This window comes from Melioribacteraceae bacterium (assembly GCA_035362835.1).
GTDB lineage: Bacteria > Bacteroidota > Ignavibacteria > Ignavibacteriales > Melioribacteraceae > DSXH01.
Genome location: DAOSDY010000002.1, coordinates 298,719 through 317,591 on the forward strand (window position 1 = coordinate 298,719; position 18,873 = coordinate 317,591).

An 18,873-nucleotide genomic window follows, 5' to 3' on the forward strand; every position below is an offset into this window, starting at 1 on the left:
AATAAATTACACAGTTGGATGAAAAATAAAATTAGAATAGCGTCCGGACAGGGATTCTGGGGTGACCTTATAGATGCCCCATATCAGCAGGTTACTGCAGGTCAGGTAGACTATCTTGTAATGGACTACCTGGCAGAAGTGACGATGTCGATCCTTCAAAAACAGAAAAATAAAAATCCGAAACTTGGTTATGCACGGGATATCCCTGAACTGATGGAACGGATTCTTCCCATCTGCGCTGAGAAAAAGATTAAGATTATTACCAACGGCGGCGGTGTAAATCCGGAAGCATGCGCTGAAGCAGTCCTGGAAGTCGCAAGAAAACATAATATTAACAATCTCAAAATTGCTCTCGTCATTGGCGATAATATTCTGAACCGGATCGATGAAGTATTATCCAGCGGTTCCGAATTAAAAAATATGGAAACCGGTGAATCGGTTAATGTTGTAAGAGACAAACTGCTAAGTGCGAATGTCTATTTCGGTGCAATGCCGATTGTAGACGCGCTTAAACAGGGAGCCGATATTGTAATAACCGGTAGAACCACAGATACCGGTTTGACTTTAGCACCGATGATCTTCGAATTCGGATGGGGAAAAAATGATTACGATCTTCTTTCCGCAGGTACAGTTGCCGGTCATATACTCGAATGCGGCGGTCAGGCCTCCGGCGGAAATCTGCTGGCTGACTGGAAGTCCGTTCCCGATATTGAAAATATCGGATTCCCGATAGCAGAAGCATATCCGAACGGAGAGATTATTATTACCAAGCATGAATCCCTCGGCGGAAAAGTAAGCATCGATACTGTATCTGAACAGCTCCTTTATGAAATCGGCGATCCTAAAAACTATATTACTCCGGATTGTGTTGCGGACTTTACCTCTATCCGTCTTGAAGAAGCCGGGAAAGACCGTGTAAAAGTTTACGGCGTTAAAGGATTTCCCGAAACGGAGTTTTACAAAGTTTCATGTTCCTATTCATCCGGGTATTCGGCTGTAGGCACTCTTACATATTCCTGGCCGGATGCTTTGAGCAAAGCCCGGAAAGCAGATCAGATCTTAAGAAAACGTCTTGAAAATCTGAATATTCAGTTCGAGGAGATTAGGACGGAATTCATTGGCTACAACTCGTGTCACGGTCCTTTATCTGAAGAAATTGACGAGAATAAGATTAACGAAGTAATGCTTCGTGTTGCTGTGAGAGGAACGGATTATGCCGCAATCGAAAGGTTTGGTAAGGAGATCGCTCCGTTAATATTGACAGGTCCGCCAAGTGTTACAGGATTTGCGGGTGGCCGTCCTAAACCGGCTGAAGTGGTTGCCTACTGGCCTGCGTTGATTCCGAAAAAATTAGTTGAACCAAAAGTAGAGATTGTTACAACATGAAAAAAATAAAATTGATCGACATTGCTCACGGCAGAAGCGGGGATAAAGGCGACGCCGCTAATGTCGGAATTATTGCTTATGATGATATCGGTTACGGAATTATTAAAAAAAATCTGACCGCAGAAAAAGTTAAAAAACATTTTGAAGGAATCTGTCTCGGTAAAGTTGAAAGATTTGAACTCCCGAATATCCGCGCCCTTAATTTCCTTCTTCATAATACACTCGGCGGAGGCGGAACCGTATCTCTGAAACATGATGCGCAGGGGAAAACTCTTGCCGCAGCCCTGCTGCGTATGGAACTCGATATCGAAGAGTGAAATTGGGCTGAAGATTAACAAAAAAAATCTATAAAAATAAATCTTATTGAAAGTGAGGACCAAATGTTCGAAGATCAATTGAAACGATTAAATGAATTAGGATCGAAGGTGAATTCGCTGCGGGGTTATCTTTAAATTAGATGATAAAGAAAATAAAATCTCCGAAATAAGAAAACAGTCCGAAGCACCGAATTTCTGGAACGACCAGAAGTCGGCTCAATCATTGCTCCAAAAATCGAAATCTCTTCAATCATGGGTGGATCTGTGGAACAGCCTGTTTTCCAAAGTTAATCACCTTAAGGAATTTATCGAACTCGCCGAAGCCGAACAGGATCAGAATCTTACAGGCGAACTTGAGAATGAATTGTCCGTAATCGAAAAAGATTACTCGGAACTTGAACTTAAAAGTATGCTGAGCGGAAAGGATGACGATAAAAACTGTATCCTTACAATTCATTCCGGAGCCGGCGGAACCGAAGCCCAGGACTGGGCTCAGATGCTTATGAGAATGTATCTGCGCTGGGGTGAACAGAACGGTTACAAAATGTCGATGATCGACTGGCTCGACGGTGACGGAGCCGGGATTAAAAGCGCTACGATAGAAGTGCAGGGAGAATTTGCATACGGTTACCTTAAAGCAGAAAACGGCGTTCACCGGCTTGTTAGAATTTCACCGTTCGATGCGAATAAAAGACGCCATACTTCATTTGCCTCGGTATTCGTTATCCCTGAAGTCGACGATTCAATTGAAATCGATATTAATCCCGCCGATCTCAGAATCGATACTTACCGTTCCGGCGGTAAAGGCGGACAGAACGTTAACAAGGTGGAAACGGCTATCAGAATTACTCACATTCCTACCGGGACTGTTGCAGCGTGTCAGTCGGAACGCTCCCAGATCCAGAACAAAACAAACGCATTTAAACTCCTCAAATCGAAACTCTATCAGATAGAACTCGAAAAGCAGCAGGCCGAGATTGATGAGATCGAAAAAAATAAAATGAAGATAGAATGGGGAAGCCAGATTCGTTCTTATGTTTTTCATCCTTACAATATGGTTAAGGATCACAGAACTAATTGGGAAACGTCCGATACTCAGGGTGTAATGGACGGCGACCTGAACGAATTCATTAAGGAATTTCTTCTCAAGTTTACCCAAAACTAAACTTGCGGGGTGTATATGTCCAGACTTGTCAGTTATTCAGCCGGTTCAATTATTGCGAAAGAAGGGGAAGCCGCAAGGAAACTTTTCTTTCTGGTTGAAGGGAGGATCGGGATTTATAAGTCGAATAAACTTATTACCGAGTTCGATAAAGAAGGTGAAATCGTCGGTGAGATGAGTCTTATACTCAAGAAACCTCGTACGGCAGAAATACGTTCTGTTACCGATTCAAAACTCCTGGAGGTTGAGGGTGATCTCGATGATATCGTTAGGCAGTATCCTGATATTTCAAAAAAAATTATTAAAGCTCTTGCCGAAAGGCTGGCTAAAGCCACGGACAGATTTTAAGCATTCAATCGGATTTATAAAATGAAAAGTCATACAGAATATCTCTGGTTCAACACTTCAAAAAGAAGAGAATATATTAACATTACACCTGAAGTTGAAAAGGCTCTTACTAAAAGTGGAATAAAGGAAGGAATGGTACTGGTATCCGCAATGCATATAACAGCCGGAGTTTATGTAAATGATGCTGAAAGCGGATTGATTCAGGATATTGATGAATGGCTGGAAGGCCTTGCACCGTTCAGGTCCGATTACAGGCATCATAGAACCGGTGAGGATAACGGGGATGCTCATCTTAAAAGTCTCATCGTTCATCACGAAGTTATAATTCCGGTTACAAACGGCAAGCTCGATTTCGGACCATGGCAGCAGGTCTATTATGCCGAATTCGACGGACGGCGGAAAAAAAGAGTAATAATAAAAATTATGGGCGAATAGTTGGGATGGTAAAACTCTCAGTAGTTATTATTGCCGGCAATGAAGAAAAAAATATAAAAGATTGCCTGGAGTCAGTTAAATGGGCTGATGAGATTATTGTTGTGGATTCCGGAAGCAGCGACCGTACGAGGGATATTGCTTCCGGATATACTCAGAAAGTCTTTGTTAAAAAATGGGAGGGATTTGTACCTGCAAGAGAGTATTCTGTTGTGATGGCTTCCAACGACTGGATTCTGAGTATCGACGCCGACGAAAGAATTAGCGATGAACTGAAAATTGAGATTAAAGATTATCTGCAGAAAGGATTCGATAAACCGGGTTACCGCATTCCGCGAAGAAATTATTTCCTCGATAAGGTTATAAAATCATGTTCATGGTATCCAGATTACCAGCTTCGACTCTTCAATAAAAATTATGCTAGACTGACCGAAAGGAAAGTACATGAAGGATTTGAGGTGAACGGTGAGGTCGGTTACCTTAAGAATGATATCATCCACTTTACTCATCAAAATATTACCGATACGATTAAAAAGATAAATGATTATTCCTACCTGCAGGCTCTTGAAAAAGCTGATGGAAAGAGAGTATCTGCTAAGAATTTAATTCTCAATCCTGTTGCAGCCTTTCTTAATCATTTCATCGGCCGGAGAGGTTTTAAAGATGGTATTTACGGCATGATGGTTTCCCTGATTCATATGATGACAAATCTTTTAACCTACATGAAAACCTGGGAACTTCAGAATATCAATTCTGCGAAAGAAGATCTTAATGAAAAAGAAAAATAGATCTGCCGACAAAAAGAAGCAGGATTTTTTCGACCGGGTTTATGCGATCACTGCAATGATTCCGAAAGGCAAAGTTACTACCTACGGAGAAATTGCAGATGCTTGCGGTATCCGGTCGGCTGCCAGAACTGTCGGCTGGGCTATGAATGGAGCCAAGGAGAGCGGTCTGCCGTGTCACCGCGTAGTAAACCGCAACGGGACACTTACCGGGCGTGTTCACTTCGGTGATCCGTATCTGATGGAGGAGCTGTTAAAAAGTGAAGGTATTGAATTTGATAAAGATGGGAATGTTAATATGAAAAAACATCTGTGGATACCGCCGAAGCAAAAGTTAAAAAGTAAATCAGGTTGGGGAACAGGATCGAAGTAAAGATCCTGTTCCGCAATTAAATCTTAGTATCTTGAAACTTTCAAAGATGCAACGCCCCCTTCAATCCTGATGAATATTTTCTTCGCGGCGTTTTCAAAATCAGTCGTTTCATAATACCCTTTACCTATTTTATCAAATCCCGGTAAAGATCTCGACATCAAGACCATCTCGCCTTTGATCTGGCATCCGGAATTCTCCGGAATTTCAATTCTTAAAGCTGCGGCGCCCATTTCAATATCAACATTGGTCGAATCCAGCCTGTCGCCTAATTTCAACCGAACATTCGATGCACCTGTGTTGAGGTCCACGTTTTTAACTTTGAAAGGAGACAGATCGAATCTCCCTTTAGCTGCTCCGAAATCAAGATTAAAATCCCAGACCGGATTTTCATTGAGAGCAATATCGAGATGGTTTCTTAATTTGCCGTCGAAGAAATTAAAATGTTTTTTATGAAGACTGAATTCGATATATGCCGAACTATCAACGACGTCACTTATAAAATCATATTCTGCTAAAGTACCGTAGGCTTCTCCTTCGAGCAGTTTTGTTGTTGTAGTCCTTCCTAGTTCAAATGTACCGGCTCCTGAATTAAGATGGAAATCGGCGTATGCGATTGAATCATTATACTCTTCTGAAAAACTTTCCGAGAAATTATCTTTGTCGGAAAAATTGTAGCTGAAACCGAATCCGGAAAAAATGTTTGCAAATAATCCGAACAGCATTACAGCAAGAAAGATTCCGAACAAAGCACTAATAACCGGTCTGACCAGTGAATTCTTAAAGATCACTATTGCACCCCAGAGAACAAAGATCAATGGCCACAGATCCCATACAAATCCGAAATCACTGCAAATAACATCATATTTGATCAATAAGAATAATGCACCGATCGTTAATAGAAATAAACCCCAAAACAATTGTCCGCTTTTCATTTCCGTCCTCATTATTTTTTAATCGAATTCCAGATTAATGCTAATCCGATTATGATCAGCAATGCCGGGAAAAAATCCTCAAAATCAAAACTAGGAATAAATCTTTCGATAAAGAAAAGAACACCTATTACAATCAGTATTACACCTATTATAACTCTCCCTTTACCGGTGGATTTACTTTCCGCAGGTATCTGAAAGTTATCACCTGTCCCTGTCTGCGGCGGTTGATCTTCCGGTTTAATCTGGTAAGCGATCTCGAAAGGCACTTCCGGAACAACAATCCATAATATTATATAGAGAAGTAAACCGAGACCGTTTATAAGAGTAATTATTATAAATATTACTCTCATAAGGATTGGGTCAAGTCCGAAGTATTCGGCAAGTCCCCCCGCCACACCTCCGAACACTCTCCATTTCCGAGAACGATATAATCTTTTTTCCATGACTCCCTCCAAATAAGAATTAATTCAACAATTAAGACGAGCCGGCTCCTAAAAGGTTTGCATATGCAAATTAATATTTTAGCCGGGATTTTTTTAACGGAAATATTTTTTTCGAATGTTTGAATTAACATCGGGACTTGACTAATTTTCATCAAAAAGAAATAGCATAAATGTTAATAGCGGTTTGTCAGGCCAATCCGGTAATCGGTGATCTAAAAGGGAACTCCCTGAAAATAATTGAGTGGTATAAAAAAGCCGCATCTGAAGGAGCGAATCTGGTTGTATTTCCGGAACTCTTTTTATGCGGGTATCCTCCTCTCGACCTTGTAGAGAAAAAAGAATTTAGAGAGGCAGTATCAAATGCGTCCCGCGAAATTGCTATTCAAACAAATTCAACCGGGCTGATATTCGGATCAATAACCGAAGATTACGAAGACCGAATAGGCACAAATGTTTATAATTCGGCTCTCCTTTGCTATGATGGTAAGATTCAATTCGTTCAAAGTAAATCGCTTATCCCGAATTACGATGTTTTTGATGAGGTAAGATATTTTGAGCCGGCAAGAGATGTATCCCTCCATGAGTTTAGAGGTGAGAAACTTGGAATTTCAATTTGCGAGGATATCTGGAATGATGCCGATTACTGGAAACACAGGCGGTATCCGACAGATCCGATTCAGAAACAGGTTAACGATGGTGCCTCCGTACTTATCAATATCTCCGCAAGCCCATATGCATTCGGAAAGAGGAGTGAAAGGTTCGGAATGCTTTCAACATTATGCAGAAATGACTCAATACCTCTTGTATATGTTTGTACCGTCGGTGCACAGACGGAATTGATTTTCGACGGCGGAAGCATGTGTTTTAATAATAAGGGTGAACTTGCAATTCTCGGCAGGTCTTTCGAAGAGGATTTTTTCATTTACGATACAAAAAAGAATTATGATCCCGTAAAAAATATTGTATCAGATTTTGCCGAAGAAGTTCTGAACGCGCTTATACTCGGATTGAAAGACTACGGCAGAAAGACCGGATTTAAAAAAGCATTGGTCGGATTAAGCGGAGGAATTGATTCTGCACTTGTAGTTTATATTGCCGTCAGAGCATTCGGCAAAGAGAATGTTCATGTTGTAATGATGCCTTCCAGGTTTTCAAGCGACGGCAGCATTACCGATTCTGAAAAGTTAATAGAGATCCTGGGAATTACTTCGAACAAGATACCGATCCAGCCGGTATTTGAATCGGCGTTAAATTCTCTGAAGGAATCCTTCTCCGGTCTACCTGAGGATATTACGGAAGAGAATCTTCAGTCGAGAATCCGCGGATTATTCCTGATGGCAATTTCCAATAAACATAACTATCTTCTCTGCACAACCGGCAATAAATCCGAAATAGCAACCGGATATGCAACTCTGTACGGGGATATGTGCGGTGCGGTTGCTGTAATTGGCGACCTTTATAAAACTCAGATTTATCAGGTTGCGGAATACATTAATCGAAACGGCGTTATCATACCGAAAGAAATAATTGATAAAGCCCCTTCAGCCGAATTAAAACCTGACCAGACTGACCAGGACTCTCTTCCGCCTTACGATCTTCTCGACCGTATACTTAAAATGTATCTTGAAGAGCAAAAAGAATTTAATGAGATTGCGGCGAGTACAGGAGAACCAGAGATTGTTAAAAAAGTATTGACTATGGTAGATAAGAATGAATTTAAAAGAAAGCAGGCAGCTCCGGTTTTAAGAGTCTCCACAAAGGCGTTCGGTTACGGAAGGAGATACCCGATTGTTCAGGGTTGGCGTAAAAAAGGGTAATAATTCAGTAATTCATTATAAATCTAATAATTCTGTTAATTCCTCTTAAATTAATGAGTTTTTCCTCCTTTAAAAGAGAATCCAAATCACTAAGAAATAATTTAATATTCCAAACGAATTAATTATTTTAACAGACCCAATAAACTAACAAATGTATAATTAAGAGAAGTGACATGGCAAAACAAGTTCAAATAGTTGAGGATGTTACAGTTCGATTTGCCGGTGATTCCGGCGATGGCATGCAATTAACTGGTTCACAATTCACCGATACTACTGCAAGTCTTGGTACCGATGTTGGTACATTACCCGATTTTCCTGCAGAGATCCGCGCCCCCGCCGGTTCTTTAGCAGGTGTGAGCGGATTTCAGATTCATTTCAGCAGCAATGATATTCAGACTCCGGGTGATTCTCCCGATGTTCTGGTAGCTATGAATCCTGCCGCTTTAAAAGTCAATTTAAAAGATCTTAAACCGAATGCTACTATAATTGTAAATACAAATGCATTTGATGTAAAAAACTTAAAACTCGCAAATTACGATGTCAATCCTCTGGATGATGGTTCGCTTTCAGGTTATAATGTCATTCCTGTTGAACTATCAAAAATGACTGTTACTGCTCTGGAAGGACTTTCTCTTTCGCCTAAAGAAAAAGATAAATGTAAAAACTTTTTTGCTCTCGGGCTGATGTACTGGATGTATAACCGTCCGATTGAAATGACCTTAAAATGGCTCGAGACAAAATTCAAGAAAAAACCTGAAATCCTCGAAGCAAATCAGAGAGCATTGAAATCAGGTTACTATTTCGGAGAGACTACAGAAATTTTTACTACAAGATACGATGTTAAACCTGCGAAACTTCCAAAAGGAATTTACAGGAATGTATCGGGTAATGAAGCAGTTGCACTCGGCTTTGTAGCCGCTTCGCTTCGTGCCGGTATTCCTTTGTTCCTCGGATCTTATCCCATTACTCCGGCTTCTGAAATATTACAGGAATTGAGCAAGTATAAGGATTTCGGCGTAGTTACATTTCAGGCTGAAGACGAAATAGCCGGTATTGCTTCTGCAATCGGTGCTGCCTTTACCGGATCTTTAGCATTAACAACTACTTCAGGCCCCGGTCTATCGTTAAAGACCGAAGCTATAGGACTTGCTGTAATTACCGAACTTCCTATTGTAATTGTCGACGTTCAAAGAGGCGGTCCGAGTACCGGCCTGCCAACTAAGACCGAACAGGCCGACCTTTTCCAGGCGATGTACGGCCGCCACGGCGAAGCTCCGGTTGTAGTTATGGCTGCTAAAAGCCCGGTCGACTGTTTCTTTGCATCAATTGAAGCGGCAAAGATCGCAATTGAATTTATGACTCCGGTTATTCTTCTTACCGATGGTTACCTCGCATTCGGTTCAGAACCGATGAATATCCCTGATTTCGAAAACCTTCCTGAAATTAAAGTTGAATACAGAAAAGATCCGGAAGGATTCTATCCATATTTACGCAATGAAAACCTCGTCCGTCCCTGGGCTATTCCCGGTACTCCTGGTCTTGAACACAGGATCGGCGGACTCGAGAAAAAAGACGTCTACGGAAACATAAGCTACGAACCGGCAAATCATGAAATTATGATCAACAAGAGAAAAGAAAAGATTGAAAAGGTTGTGAATGTAATTCCGGATATTGAAGTTGAAGGCGATCAGAGCGGAGAGTTATTGATACTAAGCTGGGGAAGTACATACGGCGCTATTAAAGAAGGTATTAGGAAAGCTGCTGCCAAAGGCTACAAAGCTTCTCATATTCATATCAGAAATATCCATCCGTTCCCCAAAAATCTCGGTTCGGTTCTTAGTAATTTCAAAAAGGTGTTGATTCCTGAGTTAAACAAAGGTCAAATGGCTACATTGATTAAAAGTACCTTCCTGATTGATGTATTAGAGTATCATAAAGTTATGGGACAGCCATTTAAAGTAGTAGAAATAGAAAATAAAATCATTGAAGTTCTCGGAGGCGATAATGGAAAATAAAATAGATCAGGTTGTATCAGATATAAAATATACTGCCAAGGATTTTGCATCGGATGTGGATGTAAAATGGTGTCCGGGCTGCGGCGATTACTCGATCCTTGCACAGGTTCAAAGAACCTCTCCCGATTTCGGCGAGAGAAAGGAAAATATTGTATGGGTGTCGGGCATTGGATGTTCCAGCCGCTTCCCATACTATATGAGCACTTACGGCTTCCATGGAATTCACGGGCGCGCCGCCGCTATTGCTACCGGCGTAAAACTGGCGAATAGAAAATTGCAGGTCTGGGTCGCTACAGGCGACGGTGATATGCTTAGTATCGGCGGTAATCACTTTATCCACGCATGCCGTAAAAACATTGATCTTAAAATCCTTCTCTTTAATAATAGAATTTACGGTTTGACTAAAGGTCAGTATTCACCTACTTCTGAAAAAGGAAAGATTACTAAATCCTCACCTTATGGAACAGTCGATTTTCCTTTTAACGCTATCAAACTGGCCGACGGTGCCGGCGCAACTTTTATTGCGCGCACACTCGACAGAGATCCGAAACATATGCAGGAAATGATTACGCGCGCTTCCAAACATAAAGGTCTTGCATTTATTGAAGTCTTTCAGAACTGCCCGATCTTTAATGACGGCGCGTATTTCCACCTGACTGAAAAAGATACTAAACCGGAGAATGTGATTCTGCTTGAACATAACAAGCCTCTCGTCTTCGGTGCGAACAAAGATAAAGGTATTAAACTCGACGGTATCGAACCGGTTGTAATCGACTTGAATGACGGCAAGCACTCCATTAACGATTGCTGGGTTCACGACGAGTTCGATAAAAATCCGACACGCGGATTTATACTTGCAAGGTTCTCGGACCTGGAAGGATTCCCAACTCCTATCGGCATTTTCCGTCAGTACGAAAAACCGACGTACGACGGCGACTATATGAAACAGATTGACCGGATAGTTGCCGATAAAGGCGCAGGTACTTATAAGAAATTAATGTTTTCAACAAATACCTGGGAAGTAAGTTAATATTATTTCCTTTTTACAATATAATTTCAGGCGAAGCATTGCTTCGCCTTTTCTTTTATCCAATTATAATAAATCACTATGAATCAATTTCAGGAACTGAAAAGAATTATCGAATCGAATAATTCTTTTCTTATTACTTCTCATGTCAATCCGGATGCGGATGCTGTCTGTTCCGAACTGGCTATTTACCTGGTACTGAAAAAGCTCGGTAAGAAAGCCAGAATAGTAAATCACAGTTACACTCCCTACAATCTTGAATTTCTTGATAAGAATAAAGTAATTGAAAGGTATGATGAATCCGCGCATGCAGCAATTTTTAATGATGCCGATGTGCTTCTTATTATGGATCTGAATCAGGCAAACCGAGTTGTAAGAATGGAGAAAGGCCTCAGAGATTTCAATAAAATTAAAGTGTGTATTGATCATCATCAGGATCCGGAACAGTTTGCTGATCTTTTTATCGGGGGCCCTGATTATTCTGCTACCGGAGAGATCATACATGACTTCATTACATCGACCGGAATAATTGAAATGGATTTTGAAATTGCCGAACAGATCTATACTGCGATTATGACTGATACCGGTTCATTCCGGTTTGAAAGGACTTCTCCCAAAATTCACCGGATAATTGCCGGACTCCTTGAATATGGTGTTGACCCTACAGAGATTTACAATCAGGTTTACGATCAATTCCATTTCAGCCGGATTAAACTGCTGGGTGAAGCGCTTAACTCAATTGACCTGGATTCAAGCGGGAAAATTGCCGTAATGACACTCACAAACGAAGTTCAGAAGAAACATGGTGCAGTTGAAGCCGATGTTGACGGATTTGTAAATTACTGCCTCTCGATCCTGGGTGTTCAGATCGGTATTCTCCTTTATGAACTTAACGACGGTGTAAAAGTAAGTTTCCGGTCGAAGGGTACAATTCCGGTCAATATGCTAGCCAAGGAATTTGGCGGGGGAGGCCACTCGAATGCTTCAGGGGCAAGATTCTATAATATCAGGATTACGGATATTGTTGATGAAATTACAAAAGCAGCTCAAAAATATATCACCATTTAGGAGCGGATATGCATTTCAGAATTAATTTAAAAGCCGGCTCTGATCAGATCGGTTTTGAAGAGAATGCCGGACTCGTGAAATTTTTTCACGATAAAAAAAGTCTTGAAAAAGTTTTTAAAAACTTTTTAGCATCACTTGATAAATCTGTTAACAGATTACAGGTGCAGAAATTCCTCAACGAAAAAAATGATGAATTAACTGTTTTCCCGGCTGATGAAAATCCGTCAGCTCTTTTTCTTAAAAAAATAAAATCGGGTGATGACTTTAACCAGGATTTTTTCAGGAATTATTTCGCCGGATTCGTCCCGTCTTTAAAGAAAAGCGGATTGAAATCAGTTCATGTTGTAATCCCTGTTTATTCGGATTTCAAAAAGTTTTTTGATTCGGAAAGTTATTTTCTCCAAACATTAATTGAAGGAGTACTTCTCGGTAATTATAAATATGAAATAAAAACTGACAATGAGAAGGTCGGGGAGATCGATTTTATTTTTCATTACAGTAACACAAATCTGTTGAAAACTGTGATTGAAAGATCGAAAAGAATTATTGAATCTGTTTATTTTACAAGAGACCTTGTAAATGAGCCTGCTATTACATTAACACCTATGGAACTGGCTGCCCGTGCAAAGAAAGAACTTTCCAGGCAGGGTGTAAAGGTTCAGATCCTCGATAAAAAATCTCTCGAACGGAATAAGATGAACGCAATACTTGCAGTCGGCGGTGCAAGTGATAAACCTCCGTGTATGATTGTTGCTCATTATAAACCGACTGGAAAGCCGAAAAAGAAAGTTGCTCTTGTAGGAAAGGGAGTTACATACGATAGCGGAGGCCTTTCTATAAAACCTACTGCAGGTATGCTCGAAATGAAAGCTGATATGGCCGGTGGCGCGGTTGTACTTGGTATTATCCGTTCAGCTTCATTGCTTAAAATTCCGGTTGAGATTATTGGTGTTGTTCCTGCTGTTGAAAATATGCTCGGCGGTAATTCATTTAAACCGGGCGATGTTATTAAAGCGTATTCAGGAAAAACTATTGAAGTGAAGGATACCGATGCAGAGGGACGATTGATACTTGCCGATGCGCTTCATTATGCATCCAATCAGAAACCGGATGAAATAATTGATTTTGCTACTTTAACCGGAGCGTGCGCTGTTGCTCTCGGACTATTTACTGCAGGACTTTTCACACACAATGACCGGTTGGCGGATCAGTTGGCCGAATCAGGATATAAAACTTTCGAACGGATCTGGCGGCTTCCGTTCTGGAAAGATTTTGATCAATTGATTAAAAGCGATATTGCTGATGTCTCTAATCTCGGTCCTCGCTGGGGCGGGGCAATAACGGCTGGCAAATTTCTTGAACATTTCGTCGATAAAAAAATTCCATGGGCCCACCTCGATATTGCAGGTCCTTCAATTAAACACGAATCGGCAAACTACACTAAAAATTACGACACTGGCTTCGGTGTCCGCTTGATTATCGATTATCTTTTAAAAGTGAGCTAAGAAAAGCGATCGACCCGCTTGTTGCGGGTCGATTCATTTTGATTAGGAAATTATACCGATCGGTTGGGTTGTCTTCCACGCGCCTCTTGTGAAGTCCGGCACTTCAACGCTTTTACTTTTATTAAGAGTTGATATTTCACTCAATTCAACCAGAGCCGACCATGATGCTGCGTCATAAACATCCTGGTCTAACGGCAATCCGTTACGCAGGCAGTAGATAAGCCGCCAATCCATTATAAAATCCATACCGCCGTGTCCGCCGACCTCGCGTGCCTTCTGTCCGATCTTTTTTGCCAGAGGGTGCTCATATTTTGTCATAAGGTTTTTGAATTCCTCATCTTTCAGCCATGAATGGGCATCGGGTTCGAGAGCAACACGCTGCTGCGGCCACTTCATCGCAATTCCTTTTGTTCCGCTGAGAAGATGAATCCGGCTGTAAGGTCGAGGGCTGGTTGTATCGTGCTGGATCATGATTGTATGGCCTTTGTCTGTCTTAACGAGTGTAGTATTCATATCGCCAAGTTTATAAGTCTGATTTGCCTCGGGTGAATTTTCTCCGAATTTATCATTTGCGTAGAGAGTCATGCCGAATTGATTTGTCGACATTGAAGAGAGGTAATCGAATTTGTCGCCGCGGTTAATATTCATTATCTGAGCAACCGGCCCTATACCGTGTGTGGGATATAAACTTCCTGTATGCTTGATGCTGTGTTTCAATCTCCACATTCCCTGGTAGCCTTTCTCTTTATCAAATTTCAGCCAGCGCAGGTCATGTATGTATGCGCATTCTGCATGAATAATTTCTCCGAACAGTCCTTCTCTCGCCATATTCAATGTAGCAAGTTCAAAAAAGTCGTAGCAGCAATTCTCCAGCATCATGCAATGCCTTCTGGTTTCCTCTGCAGTGTTTACCAGTTCCCAGCATTCTTTAACGGTTGTTGCTGCGGGTACTTCAAGGGCAACGTGTTTGCCGTGTTTCATTGCATAGAGTGCATTTGGAACATGAAGGTGCCAGGGAGTGCAGGAATAGATGAGATCAATATCATCACGATCGCACATTTTCATCCAGGCGTCATCGCTGCCGTAGAATTCAAGTGCCTCGGGTCTTCCTTCCTTCTTAACCATTTCCTGAACAGATTTAACTCTTTCAGGGATCAAATCGCAAAGAGCTTTAATTTCAACTCCCTCAATTTTCATCATCCTTTCAACAGCTCCGGGTCCTCTCATTCCTAGTCCTATAAATCCAATCCTAACTTTATCGATCGGCTCGCAAGCAAGTCCGACAACATTCTTGCTCTTTTTATTCTGTTCGATAACTGATTCCGGCAATTCGATTCTGCCGTTACTGTTTTCTCCCAAAACGGGAATTGATGAAAGACCTATTGCTGCACCAGATGCTATGGCTGTTTTTATAAATCCTCTTCTGGAGCTTTTCATTTAATGCCTCATTTATTTTGTTTGATTTAGTAATCCGTCTTTCATTTCATAAATATGATCTGATATTCTGACCAGGTCAGGATTATGAGTTACAATTAGAAATGTAAGGTTTAATTTTTTGTTCAAATCTATAAAGAGCTCGTGAATTTTTGAACTGCTTGTAGAATCAAGATTGCCTGTCGGTTCGTCTGCAAAAATTATTGCAGGGTCGTTAATCAAAGCTCTTGCCACTGCAACCCGTTGCTGTTCTCCGCCTGAAAGCTCGGAGGGTTTATGATGAAGCCGGTCTTTAAGTCCCACCAGTTCCAGAACTTTTTCTCCATTATGCTTTGCTCCCTTCAAGGATTTGCCTCCAATCATCAGCGGAATTGAAACGTTCTCCAGTGCATCGAATTCCGGTAGGAGATGATGGAATTGAAATACAAATCCGATGTTCCTGTTTCTGAAAGCGGATAATTTTTCGTCGTTTAACTTAAAAATTTCGGTATCATTGATCAGAACTCTGCCCGAATCCGGATTATCAAGCCCGCTCAGGATGTGGAGAAGCGTACTCTTACCGGCACCGGATGCACCTACGATCATCGAAATCTTTCCCGTATTAAGTCCGAACGATACTCCTTTAAGAATCTCAAGCTTCTGGTTATTCAGTCTGAAAAATGATTTCCTGATCTCTTCGGCTTCTAAAATATTTTTACTCATTATCACTCATATTTAATTGAATCAATAATCATTGTATTAGCTGCGCGTCTGGCAGGGTATAACGATGCGATGAAGGATAAGAACATTGCCATCAATCCTACTGCTATAATATCTGTAAATCTCAATTCAACCGGAAGTGAATCGATTATATATTTTGACGGATCGAGCGGATAAAAATTATATTCGATTTGAATATAGCACACCGCTATCCCTATCAGTATTCCGAGAATTGTTCCGATCATTCCGACGAGCAATCCTTCCAGCATAAATATCTTGAGTATGGATTTACGGGTTAGTCCTATCGAACGCATTATTCCGATATCCTTTTTCTTCTCAAGTACGGTCATAGTAAGCGACGCGAAAATGTTAAACGTCGCAACTGCAATAATCAGGCAGAGTAGAATATACGCGGCCCAGCGTTCGATAAGCATTACGCTGAAAAGATCCTTGTGGAGATCGTACCAGGTATTAACCGAAAATAATCCATCCGGAAGTTTTTCGTTTAACCGGATCTTTACTGATCCTGAATTTTCAATATCATCAAGTCTTACTTCGTAGCCGGTAATCCTGTCTCTCAATCCGAATAGTCTCTGTCCGGATTTGAGAGAAGTGAACGAGTAGGCAATATCGTAATCCCTGTTGTTCGATTCAAAAAGCCCTGTAACAACAAATTTCTGCGTCCTCGGCAATGAGAGGGAAGTGATCGTTTTTTCGATGTTGTACGCGGATGCCGCATTGATTGTATCCCCGACACGTGCCGAGAGTTTTAAAGCGAGCGGGAGACCGAGGATTATCTTGCTTACACCGCTTGCGTCATCAAGGTCGTAATTCCCGCTTATAATTTTCGAGCTCACACCCCAGTCACTCTGCTGATTATTTGCAGCGACGCCTTTGAGAGTTACTATCTCGAAAGTCTGACGGTTAAGCAGAACCACCTTACCTTCCACAAACGGATAATACTCAGATGCTTTTCCGAGCGAATTCAATTCTTCCTCGATCAGCCGGGTTTTGCCGAATCCTCCTTCATCGATCACAGAAATTCTTACGTGAGGATCGAAACTGATTAGAATCGATTTTACAAGCGAACCGAAACCGTTGAATACAGAAAGAACTATTATTAAGGCAGCCACGCCTATAGTTATACCAGCAGTTGAAAGGAATGAAATGATAGTGATGAAATTCAATTTGTGTTTGGAACGGATATATCTTTTAGCGATGAAAAATTCTAGCATATCAATCAAACCTTATTGCTGAAATCGGTTTTATCTTTGAAGCTACAAACGCCGGAATGATTGAGGCAATCAATGCAATCACAATAGTGATGGCAGAAACAAAAAGATAATTATCCGGATTTATTGCGATCGGTACACGCGATACAAAATAGATTTTATCCGGAAGAGAAATTATATCGAACCGGTCCTGAAGTATGCTTAAAATGTAAGCCAGAAGGTTGCCGGCGATTGTTCCGATTATTGTCAGATAGAATCCGTGATACAGGAAGAGACTTATAATCCTTTTCCGGCTCATTCCGAGCGAACGCAGAACACCGATTGTATTTGTCCTCTCCAGTACGATCATCAGCAGAGTACCGATAATGTTGAATACAGCTACGAAAATAATAAGCCCGAGGATTATCGGGATCGGTTCTTTCTGAAGCTCCAGCCATGTGAAGATGTTCTGATGCACCTGGAATATTGATCTTACGTAGTAAGGATAACCGAGTAAATCCTGCAGCTTATCGGAAAGGGAATCGATCCTGGAAATATCATTTACTTTTATGTTGTATCCGGAAATTTTATCATCCATACCGAAGAGCCTGGATGATTCCTCGATAGCAGTGTAAGCGTTCAGGTCATCGTATTCCGACATCCCGCTTTCATAAATTCCGGAAACAATTAACTGTTCGATCATTGGAGGGTTTTCTGACGATGGAAGTTGATTCTGATTTAGCGAGAAAATTGTAACACGGTCACCCGGCTTTAGGAATAATTTTTCTGCAAGCCTCTTTCCTAAAAGAAACGGTACTGATTCCGCAGTATCGGAATCAGTTCTATTACTCTCAATAAATCTGCTAATTGTATTCTCCAGATTTGTGCTGTCCAATCCGACAATTGTTACGCCTTCGGTGTGACTCTTCGATTTAATTATTGCGAGTTTGGAGATGAACGGTTCAACTGCAACGAAATCACCATCGAAAGTTTTTTCAATTTCCTGTAATACAGAAGACGATGCCGGGAGGTCCCTGTTCCCGAAAGATGTAACCTTAATATGTGAGTTCAGATCGATTATTTTCTCGGTTACTACCTTTTCAAATCCACCAAGTACGGTAAGAGCCATAATCACTACACAGACTCCGAGAGCAATTCCGAGGGCTGTAATTATCGAAATTGTTGAAATAAACCGGGAATCTTTTTTGGATCTGATATACTTTCCGAGCAGAAAGGTTGATAGAGACATTTGCCACAGGTTATTATTTGCCGTAAAAATAAGAAGAAATAAGCTTAATCGAAATTAAATGGACAAAATTGACATTTCACACCCAAAACCATATTTTTGGTTTCTTATTTTTTGAGTTATTGTTTATAAGACCCGATATTATAACAATTTCGGGGCGTAGCGTAGCCCGGCTAGCGCGCCTGGTTTGGGACCAGGAGGTCGCAGGTTCGAATCCTGCCGCCCCGACACTGTTTTTTCGAAAGAATAGATTATTTCCCTGTTTTTTATTATTGTGACGGTTGAGATTTAGTTGCGCCCATAGCTCAACAGGATAGAGCATCAGCCTTCTAAGCTGAGGGTTAGTGGTTCGAGTCCACTTGGGCGTACTTGTTTATGTTACGAATTTTCTGATTGTTGTTTTATTGATTAAATGGTGACCATAGCTCAGTTGGTTAGAGCATCTGGTTGTGGCCCAGAAGGTCATGGGTTCAAATCCCATTGGTCACCCTCGGTTCTTGAAATGCTGGCCCCATCGTCTAATGGTTAGGACCTCGCCCTTTCACGGCGGTAATAGGGGTTCGAATCCCCTTGGGGTCACATCTTTTTAAAAGAACCTTTAAGCTGCATTTTCAGTAACTGGCCCCATCGTCTAATGGTTAGGACCTCGCCCTTTCACGGCGGTAATAGGGGT

Annotated in this window: 18 protein-coding genes and 5 tRNA genes (1 of these 23 cut by a window edge); 17 read left to right on the plus strand and 6 right to left on the minus strand. The window is 41.2% G+C overall.

Annotated features, from left to right (window positions below; all coding sequences use genetic code 11):
- The first annotated feature begins 18 nt into the window (after positions 1-18).
- From PLZ15_08450 to PLZ15_08480, 7 genes are all read left to right on the plus strand, one after another.
- Positions 19-1,386: a DUF1446 domain-containing protein gene (locus tag PLZ15_08450; GenBank protein HOI29776.1), complete on the plus strand. Its 1,368-nt coding sequence runs from the start codon at positions 19-21 to the stop codon at positions 1,384-1,386.
- Entirely contained in the window at positions 1,383-1,703 is a 321-nt protein-coding gene (locus tag PLZ15_08455) for a hypothetical protein (protein HOI29777.1), read from the plus strand. The genes PLZ15_08450 and PLZ15_08455 overlap by 4 nt, the downstream gene beginning before the upstream one ends.
- 127 nt (positions 1,704-1,830) lie before the next feature.
- A complete protein-coding gene (gene prfB, locus PLZ15_08460) occupies positions 1,831-2,868 on the plus strand; it encodes a peptide chain release factor 2 (protein ID HOI29778.1) in 1,038 nt (345 codons plus the stop codon).
- A gap of 15 nt (positions 2,869-2,883) precedes the next feature.
- Positions 2,884-3,213, plus strand: a complete 330-nt coding sequence (locus PLZ15_08465; protein ID HOI29779.1) for a cyclic nucleotide-binding domain-containing protein — start codon at positions 2,884-2,886, stop codon at positions 3,211-3,213.
- A gap of 21 nt (positions 3,214-3,234) precedes the next feature.
- A complete protein-coding gene (locus tag PLZ15_08470; GenBank protein HOI29780.1) occupies positions 3,235-3,648 on the plus strand; it encodes a secondary thiamine-phosphate synthase enzyme YjbQ in 414 nt (137 codons plus the stop codon).
- Positions 3,649-3,653: 5 nt separating this feature from the next.
- Positions 3,654-4,433: a glycosyltransferase family 2 protein gene (locus PLZ15_08475; protein ID HOI29781.1), complete on the plus strand. Its 780-nt coding sequence runs from the start codon at positions 3,654-3,656 to the stop codon at positions 4,431-4,433.
- A complete protein-coding gene (locus PLZ15_08480; GenBank protein ID HOI29782.1) occupies positions 4,417-4,803 on the plus strand; it encodes an MGMT family protein in 387 nt (128 codons plus the stop codon). Before PLZ15_08475 ends, PLZ15_08480 begins: the two co-directional genes overlap by 17 nt.
- A 23-nt stretch (positions 4,804-4,826) precedes the next feature.
- Here PLZ15_08480 and PLZ15_08485 read toward each other — a convergent pair whose 3' ends face one another.
- Positions 4,827-5,735 carry a DUF5668 domain-containing protein gene (locus PLZ15_08485; protein HOI29783.1) on the minus strand — a complete coding sequence of 303 codons (909 nt, stop codon included), beginning with the start codon at positions 5,733-5,735 and terminating at the stop codon, positions 4,827-4,829.
- An 11-nt stretch (positions 5,736-5,746) separates the two neighbouring features.
- On the minus strand, positions 5,747-6,178 hold the full coding sequence (locus PLZ15_08490) for a PspC domain-containing protein (GenBank protein HOI29784.1): 432 nt from the start codon (positions 6,176-6,178) through the stop codon (positions 5,747-5,749).
- Positions 6,179-6,348: 170 nt separating this feature from the next.
- On the opposite strand from PLZ15_08490, the gene PLZ15_08495 reads away from it, so the two are divergent.
- The 5 genes from PLZ15_08495 (at position 6,349) to PLZ15_08515 (ending at position 13,610) form a co-directional block, all read left to right on the plus strand.
- Complete coding sequence (locus PLZ15_08495) at positions 6,349-7,995, plus strand: NAD+ synthase (GenBank protein ID HOI29785.1); 1,647 nt, start codon at positions 6,349-6,351, stop codon at positions 7,993-7,995.
- Positions 7,996-8,168: 173 nt separating this feature from the next.
- On the plus strand, positions 8,169-10,010 hold the full coding sequence (locus PLZ15_08500) for a 2-oxoacid:acceptor oxidoreductase subunit alpha (GenBank protein HOI29786.1): 1,842 nt from the start codon (positions 8,169-8,171) through the stop codon (positions 10,008-10,010).
- Positions 10,000-11,040, plus strand: a complete 1,041-nt coding sequence (locus tag PLZ15_08505) for a 2-oxoacid:ferredoxin oxidoreductase subunit beta (protein ID HOI29787.1) — start codon at positions 10,000-10,002, stop codon at positions 11,038-11,040. Before PLZ15_08500 ends, PLZ15_08505 begins: the two co-directional genes overlap by 11 nt.
- A 78-nt stretch (positions 11,041-11,118) precedes the next feature.
- Positions 11,119-12,105, plus strand: a complete 987-nt coding sequence (locus tag PLZ15_08510) for a bifunctional oligoribonuclease/PAP phosphatase NrnA (protein ID HOI29788.1) — start codon at positions 11,119-11,121, stop codon at positions 12,103-12,105.
- Positions 12,106-12,113: 8 nt separating this feature from the next.
- The gene (locus PLZ15_08515; protein HOI29789.1) at positions 12,114-13,610 is read left to right on the plus strand and encodes a leucyl aminopeptidase; all 1,497 of its coding nucleotides are present in this window, start codon (positions 12,114-12,116) and stop codon (positions 13,608-13,610) included.
- A 42-nt stretch (positions 13,611-13,652) separates the two neighbouring features.
- Here the strand turns inward: PLZ15_08515 and PLZ15_08520 are convergent, their stop codons facing one another.
- From PLZ15_08520 to PLZ15_08535, 4 genes are read right to left on the minus strand one after another with little or no spacing between them, the layout of a single operon-like run.
- Positions 13,653-15,047, minus strand: coding sequence for a Gfo/Idh/MocA family oxidoreductase (locus tag PLZ15_08520; GenBank protein HOI29790.1), 1,395 nt, complete (start codon positions 15,045-15,047; stop codon positions 13,653-13,655).
- A gap of 12 nt (positions 15,048-15,059) precedes the next feature.
- The gene (locus tag PLZ15_08525) at positions 15,060-15,746 is read right to left on the minus strand and encodes an ABC transporter ATP-binding protein (protein HOI29791.1); all 687 of its coding nucleotides are present in this window, start codon (positions 15,744-15,746) and stop codon (positions 15,060-15,062) included.
- A gap of 2 nt (positions 15,747-15,748) precedes the next feature.
- Positions 15,749-16,978 carry an ABC transporter permease gene (locus tag PLZ15_08530; GenBank protein ID HOI29792.1) on the minus strand — a complete coding sequence of 410 codons (1,230 nt, stop codon included), beginning with the start codon at positions 16,976-16,978 and terminating at the stop codon, positions 15,749-15,751.
- Position 16,979: 1 nt separating this feature from the next.
- Positions 16,980-18,203 (minus strand): ABC transporter permease, encoded by a 1,224-nt coding sequence (locus tag PLZ15_08535; protein ID HOI29793.1) that lies wholly within the window; start codon positions 18,201-18,203, stop codon positions 16,980-16,982.
- Positions 18,204-18,353: 150 nt separating this feature from the next.
- Here PLZ15_08535 and PLZ15_08540 point away from each other — a divergent pair.
- From PLZ15_08540 to PLZ15_08560, 5 genes are all read left to right on the plus strand, one after another.
- Positions 18,354-18,428: transfer RNA gene (locus PLZ15_08540), tRNA-Pro, on the plus strand.
- Positions 18,429-18,494: 66 nt separating this feature from the next.
- Positions 18,495-18,568, plus strand: a tRNA-Arg gene (locus PLZ15_08545).
- A gap of 47 nt (positions 18,569-18,615) precedes the next feature.
- Positions 18,616-18,689 (plus strand) — tRNA-His (locus PLZ15_08550).
- 18 nt (positions 18,690-18,707) lie between these two features.
- Positions 18,708-18,779 (plus strand) — tRNA-Glu (locus tag PLZ15_08555).
- Positions 18,780-18,820: 41 nt separating this feature from the next.
- Positions 18,821-18,873: transfer RNA gene (locus PLZ15_08560), tRNA-Glu, on the plus strand (it continues 119 nt past the right edge of the window).

What these genes read in the sequence shown, in the direction of transcription:
- PLZ15_08530 (HOI29792.1), bottom strand. Translation starts at nt 16,978, where the DNA reads ATGCTAGAATTTTTCATCGCTAAAAGATATATCCGTTCCAAACACAAA.
- PLZ15_08525 (HOI29791.1), bottom strand. Translation starts at nt 15,746, where the DNA reads ATGAGTAAAAATATTTTAGAAGCCGAAGAGATCAGGAAATCATTTTTC.
- PLZ15_08535 (HOI29793.1), bottom strand. Translation starts at nt 18,203, where the DNA reads ATGTCTCTATCAACCTTTCTGCTCGGAAAGTATATCAGATCCAAAAAA.
- PLZ15_08480 (HOI29782.1), top strand. Translation starts at nt 4,417, where the DNA reads ATGAAAAAGAAAAATAGATCTGCCGACAAAAAGAAGCAGGATTTTTTC.
- PLZ15_08470 (HOI29780.1), top strand. Translation starts at nt 3,235, where the DNA reads ATGAAAAGTCATACAGAATATCTCTGGTTCAACACTTCAAAAAGAAGA.
- PLZ15_08465 (HOI29779.1), top strand. Translation starts at nt 2,884, where the DNA reads ATGTCCAGACTTGTCAGTTATTCAGCCGGTTCAATTATTGCGAAAGAA.
- PLZ15_08510 (HOI29788.1), top strand. Translation starts at nt 11,119, where the DNA reads ATGAATCAATTTCAGGAACTGAAAAGAATTATCGAATCGAATAATTCT.
- PLZ15_08455 (HOI29777.1), top strand. Translation starts at nt 1,383, where the DNA reads ATGAAAAAAATAAAATTGATCGACATTGCTCACGGCAGAAGCGGGGAT.
- PLZ15_08495 (HOI29785.1), top strand. Translation starts at nt 6,349, where the DNA reads ATGTTAATAGCGGTTTGTCAGGCCAATCCGGTAATCGGTGATCTAAAA.
- PLZ15_08490 (HOI29784.1), bottom strand. Translation starts at nt 6,178, where the DNA reads ATGGAAAAAAGATTATATCGTTCTCGGAAATGGAGAGTGTTCGGAGGT.
- PLZ15_08500 (HOI29786.1), top strand. Translation starts at nt 8,169, where the DNA reads ATGGCAAAACAAGTTCAAATAGTTGAGGATGTTACAGTTCGATTTGCC.
- PLZ15_08520 (HOI29790.1), bottom strand. Translation starts at nt 15,047, where the DNA reads ATGAAAAGCTCCAGAAGAGGATTTATAAAAACAGCCATAGCATCTGGT.
- PLZ15_08515 (HOI29789.1), top strand. Translation starts at nt 12,114, where the DNA reads ATGCATTTCAGAATTAATTTAAAAGCCGGCTCTGATCAGATCGGTTTT.
- PLZ15_08485 (HOI29783.1), bottom strand. Translation starts at nt 5,735, where the DNA reads ATGAAAAGCGGACAATTGTTTTGGGGTTTATTTCTATTAACGATCGGT.
- PLZ15_08450 (HOI29776.1), top strand. Translation starts at nt 19, where the DNA reads ATGAAAAATAAAATTAGAATAGCGTCCGGACAGGGATTCTGGGGTGAC.
- PLZ15_08475 (HOI29781.1), top strand. Translation starts at nt 3,654, where the DNA reads ATGGTAAAACTCTCAGTAGTTATTATTGCCGGCAATGAAGAAAAAAAT.
- PLZ15_08505 (HOI29787.1), top strand. Translation starts at nt 10,000, where the DNA reads ATGGAAAATAAAATAGATCAGGTTGTATCAGATATAAAATATACTGCC.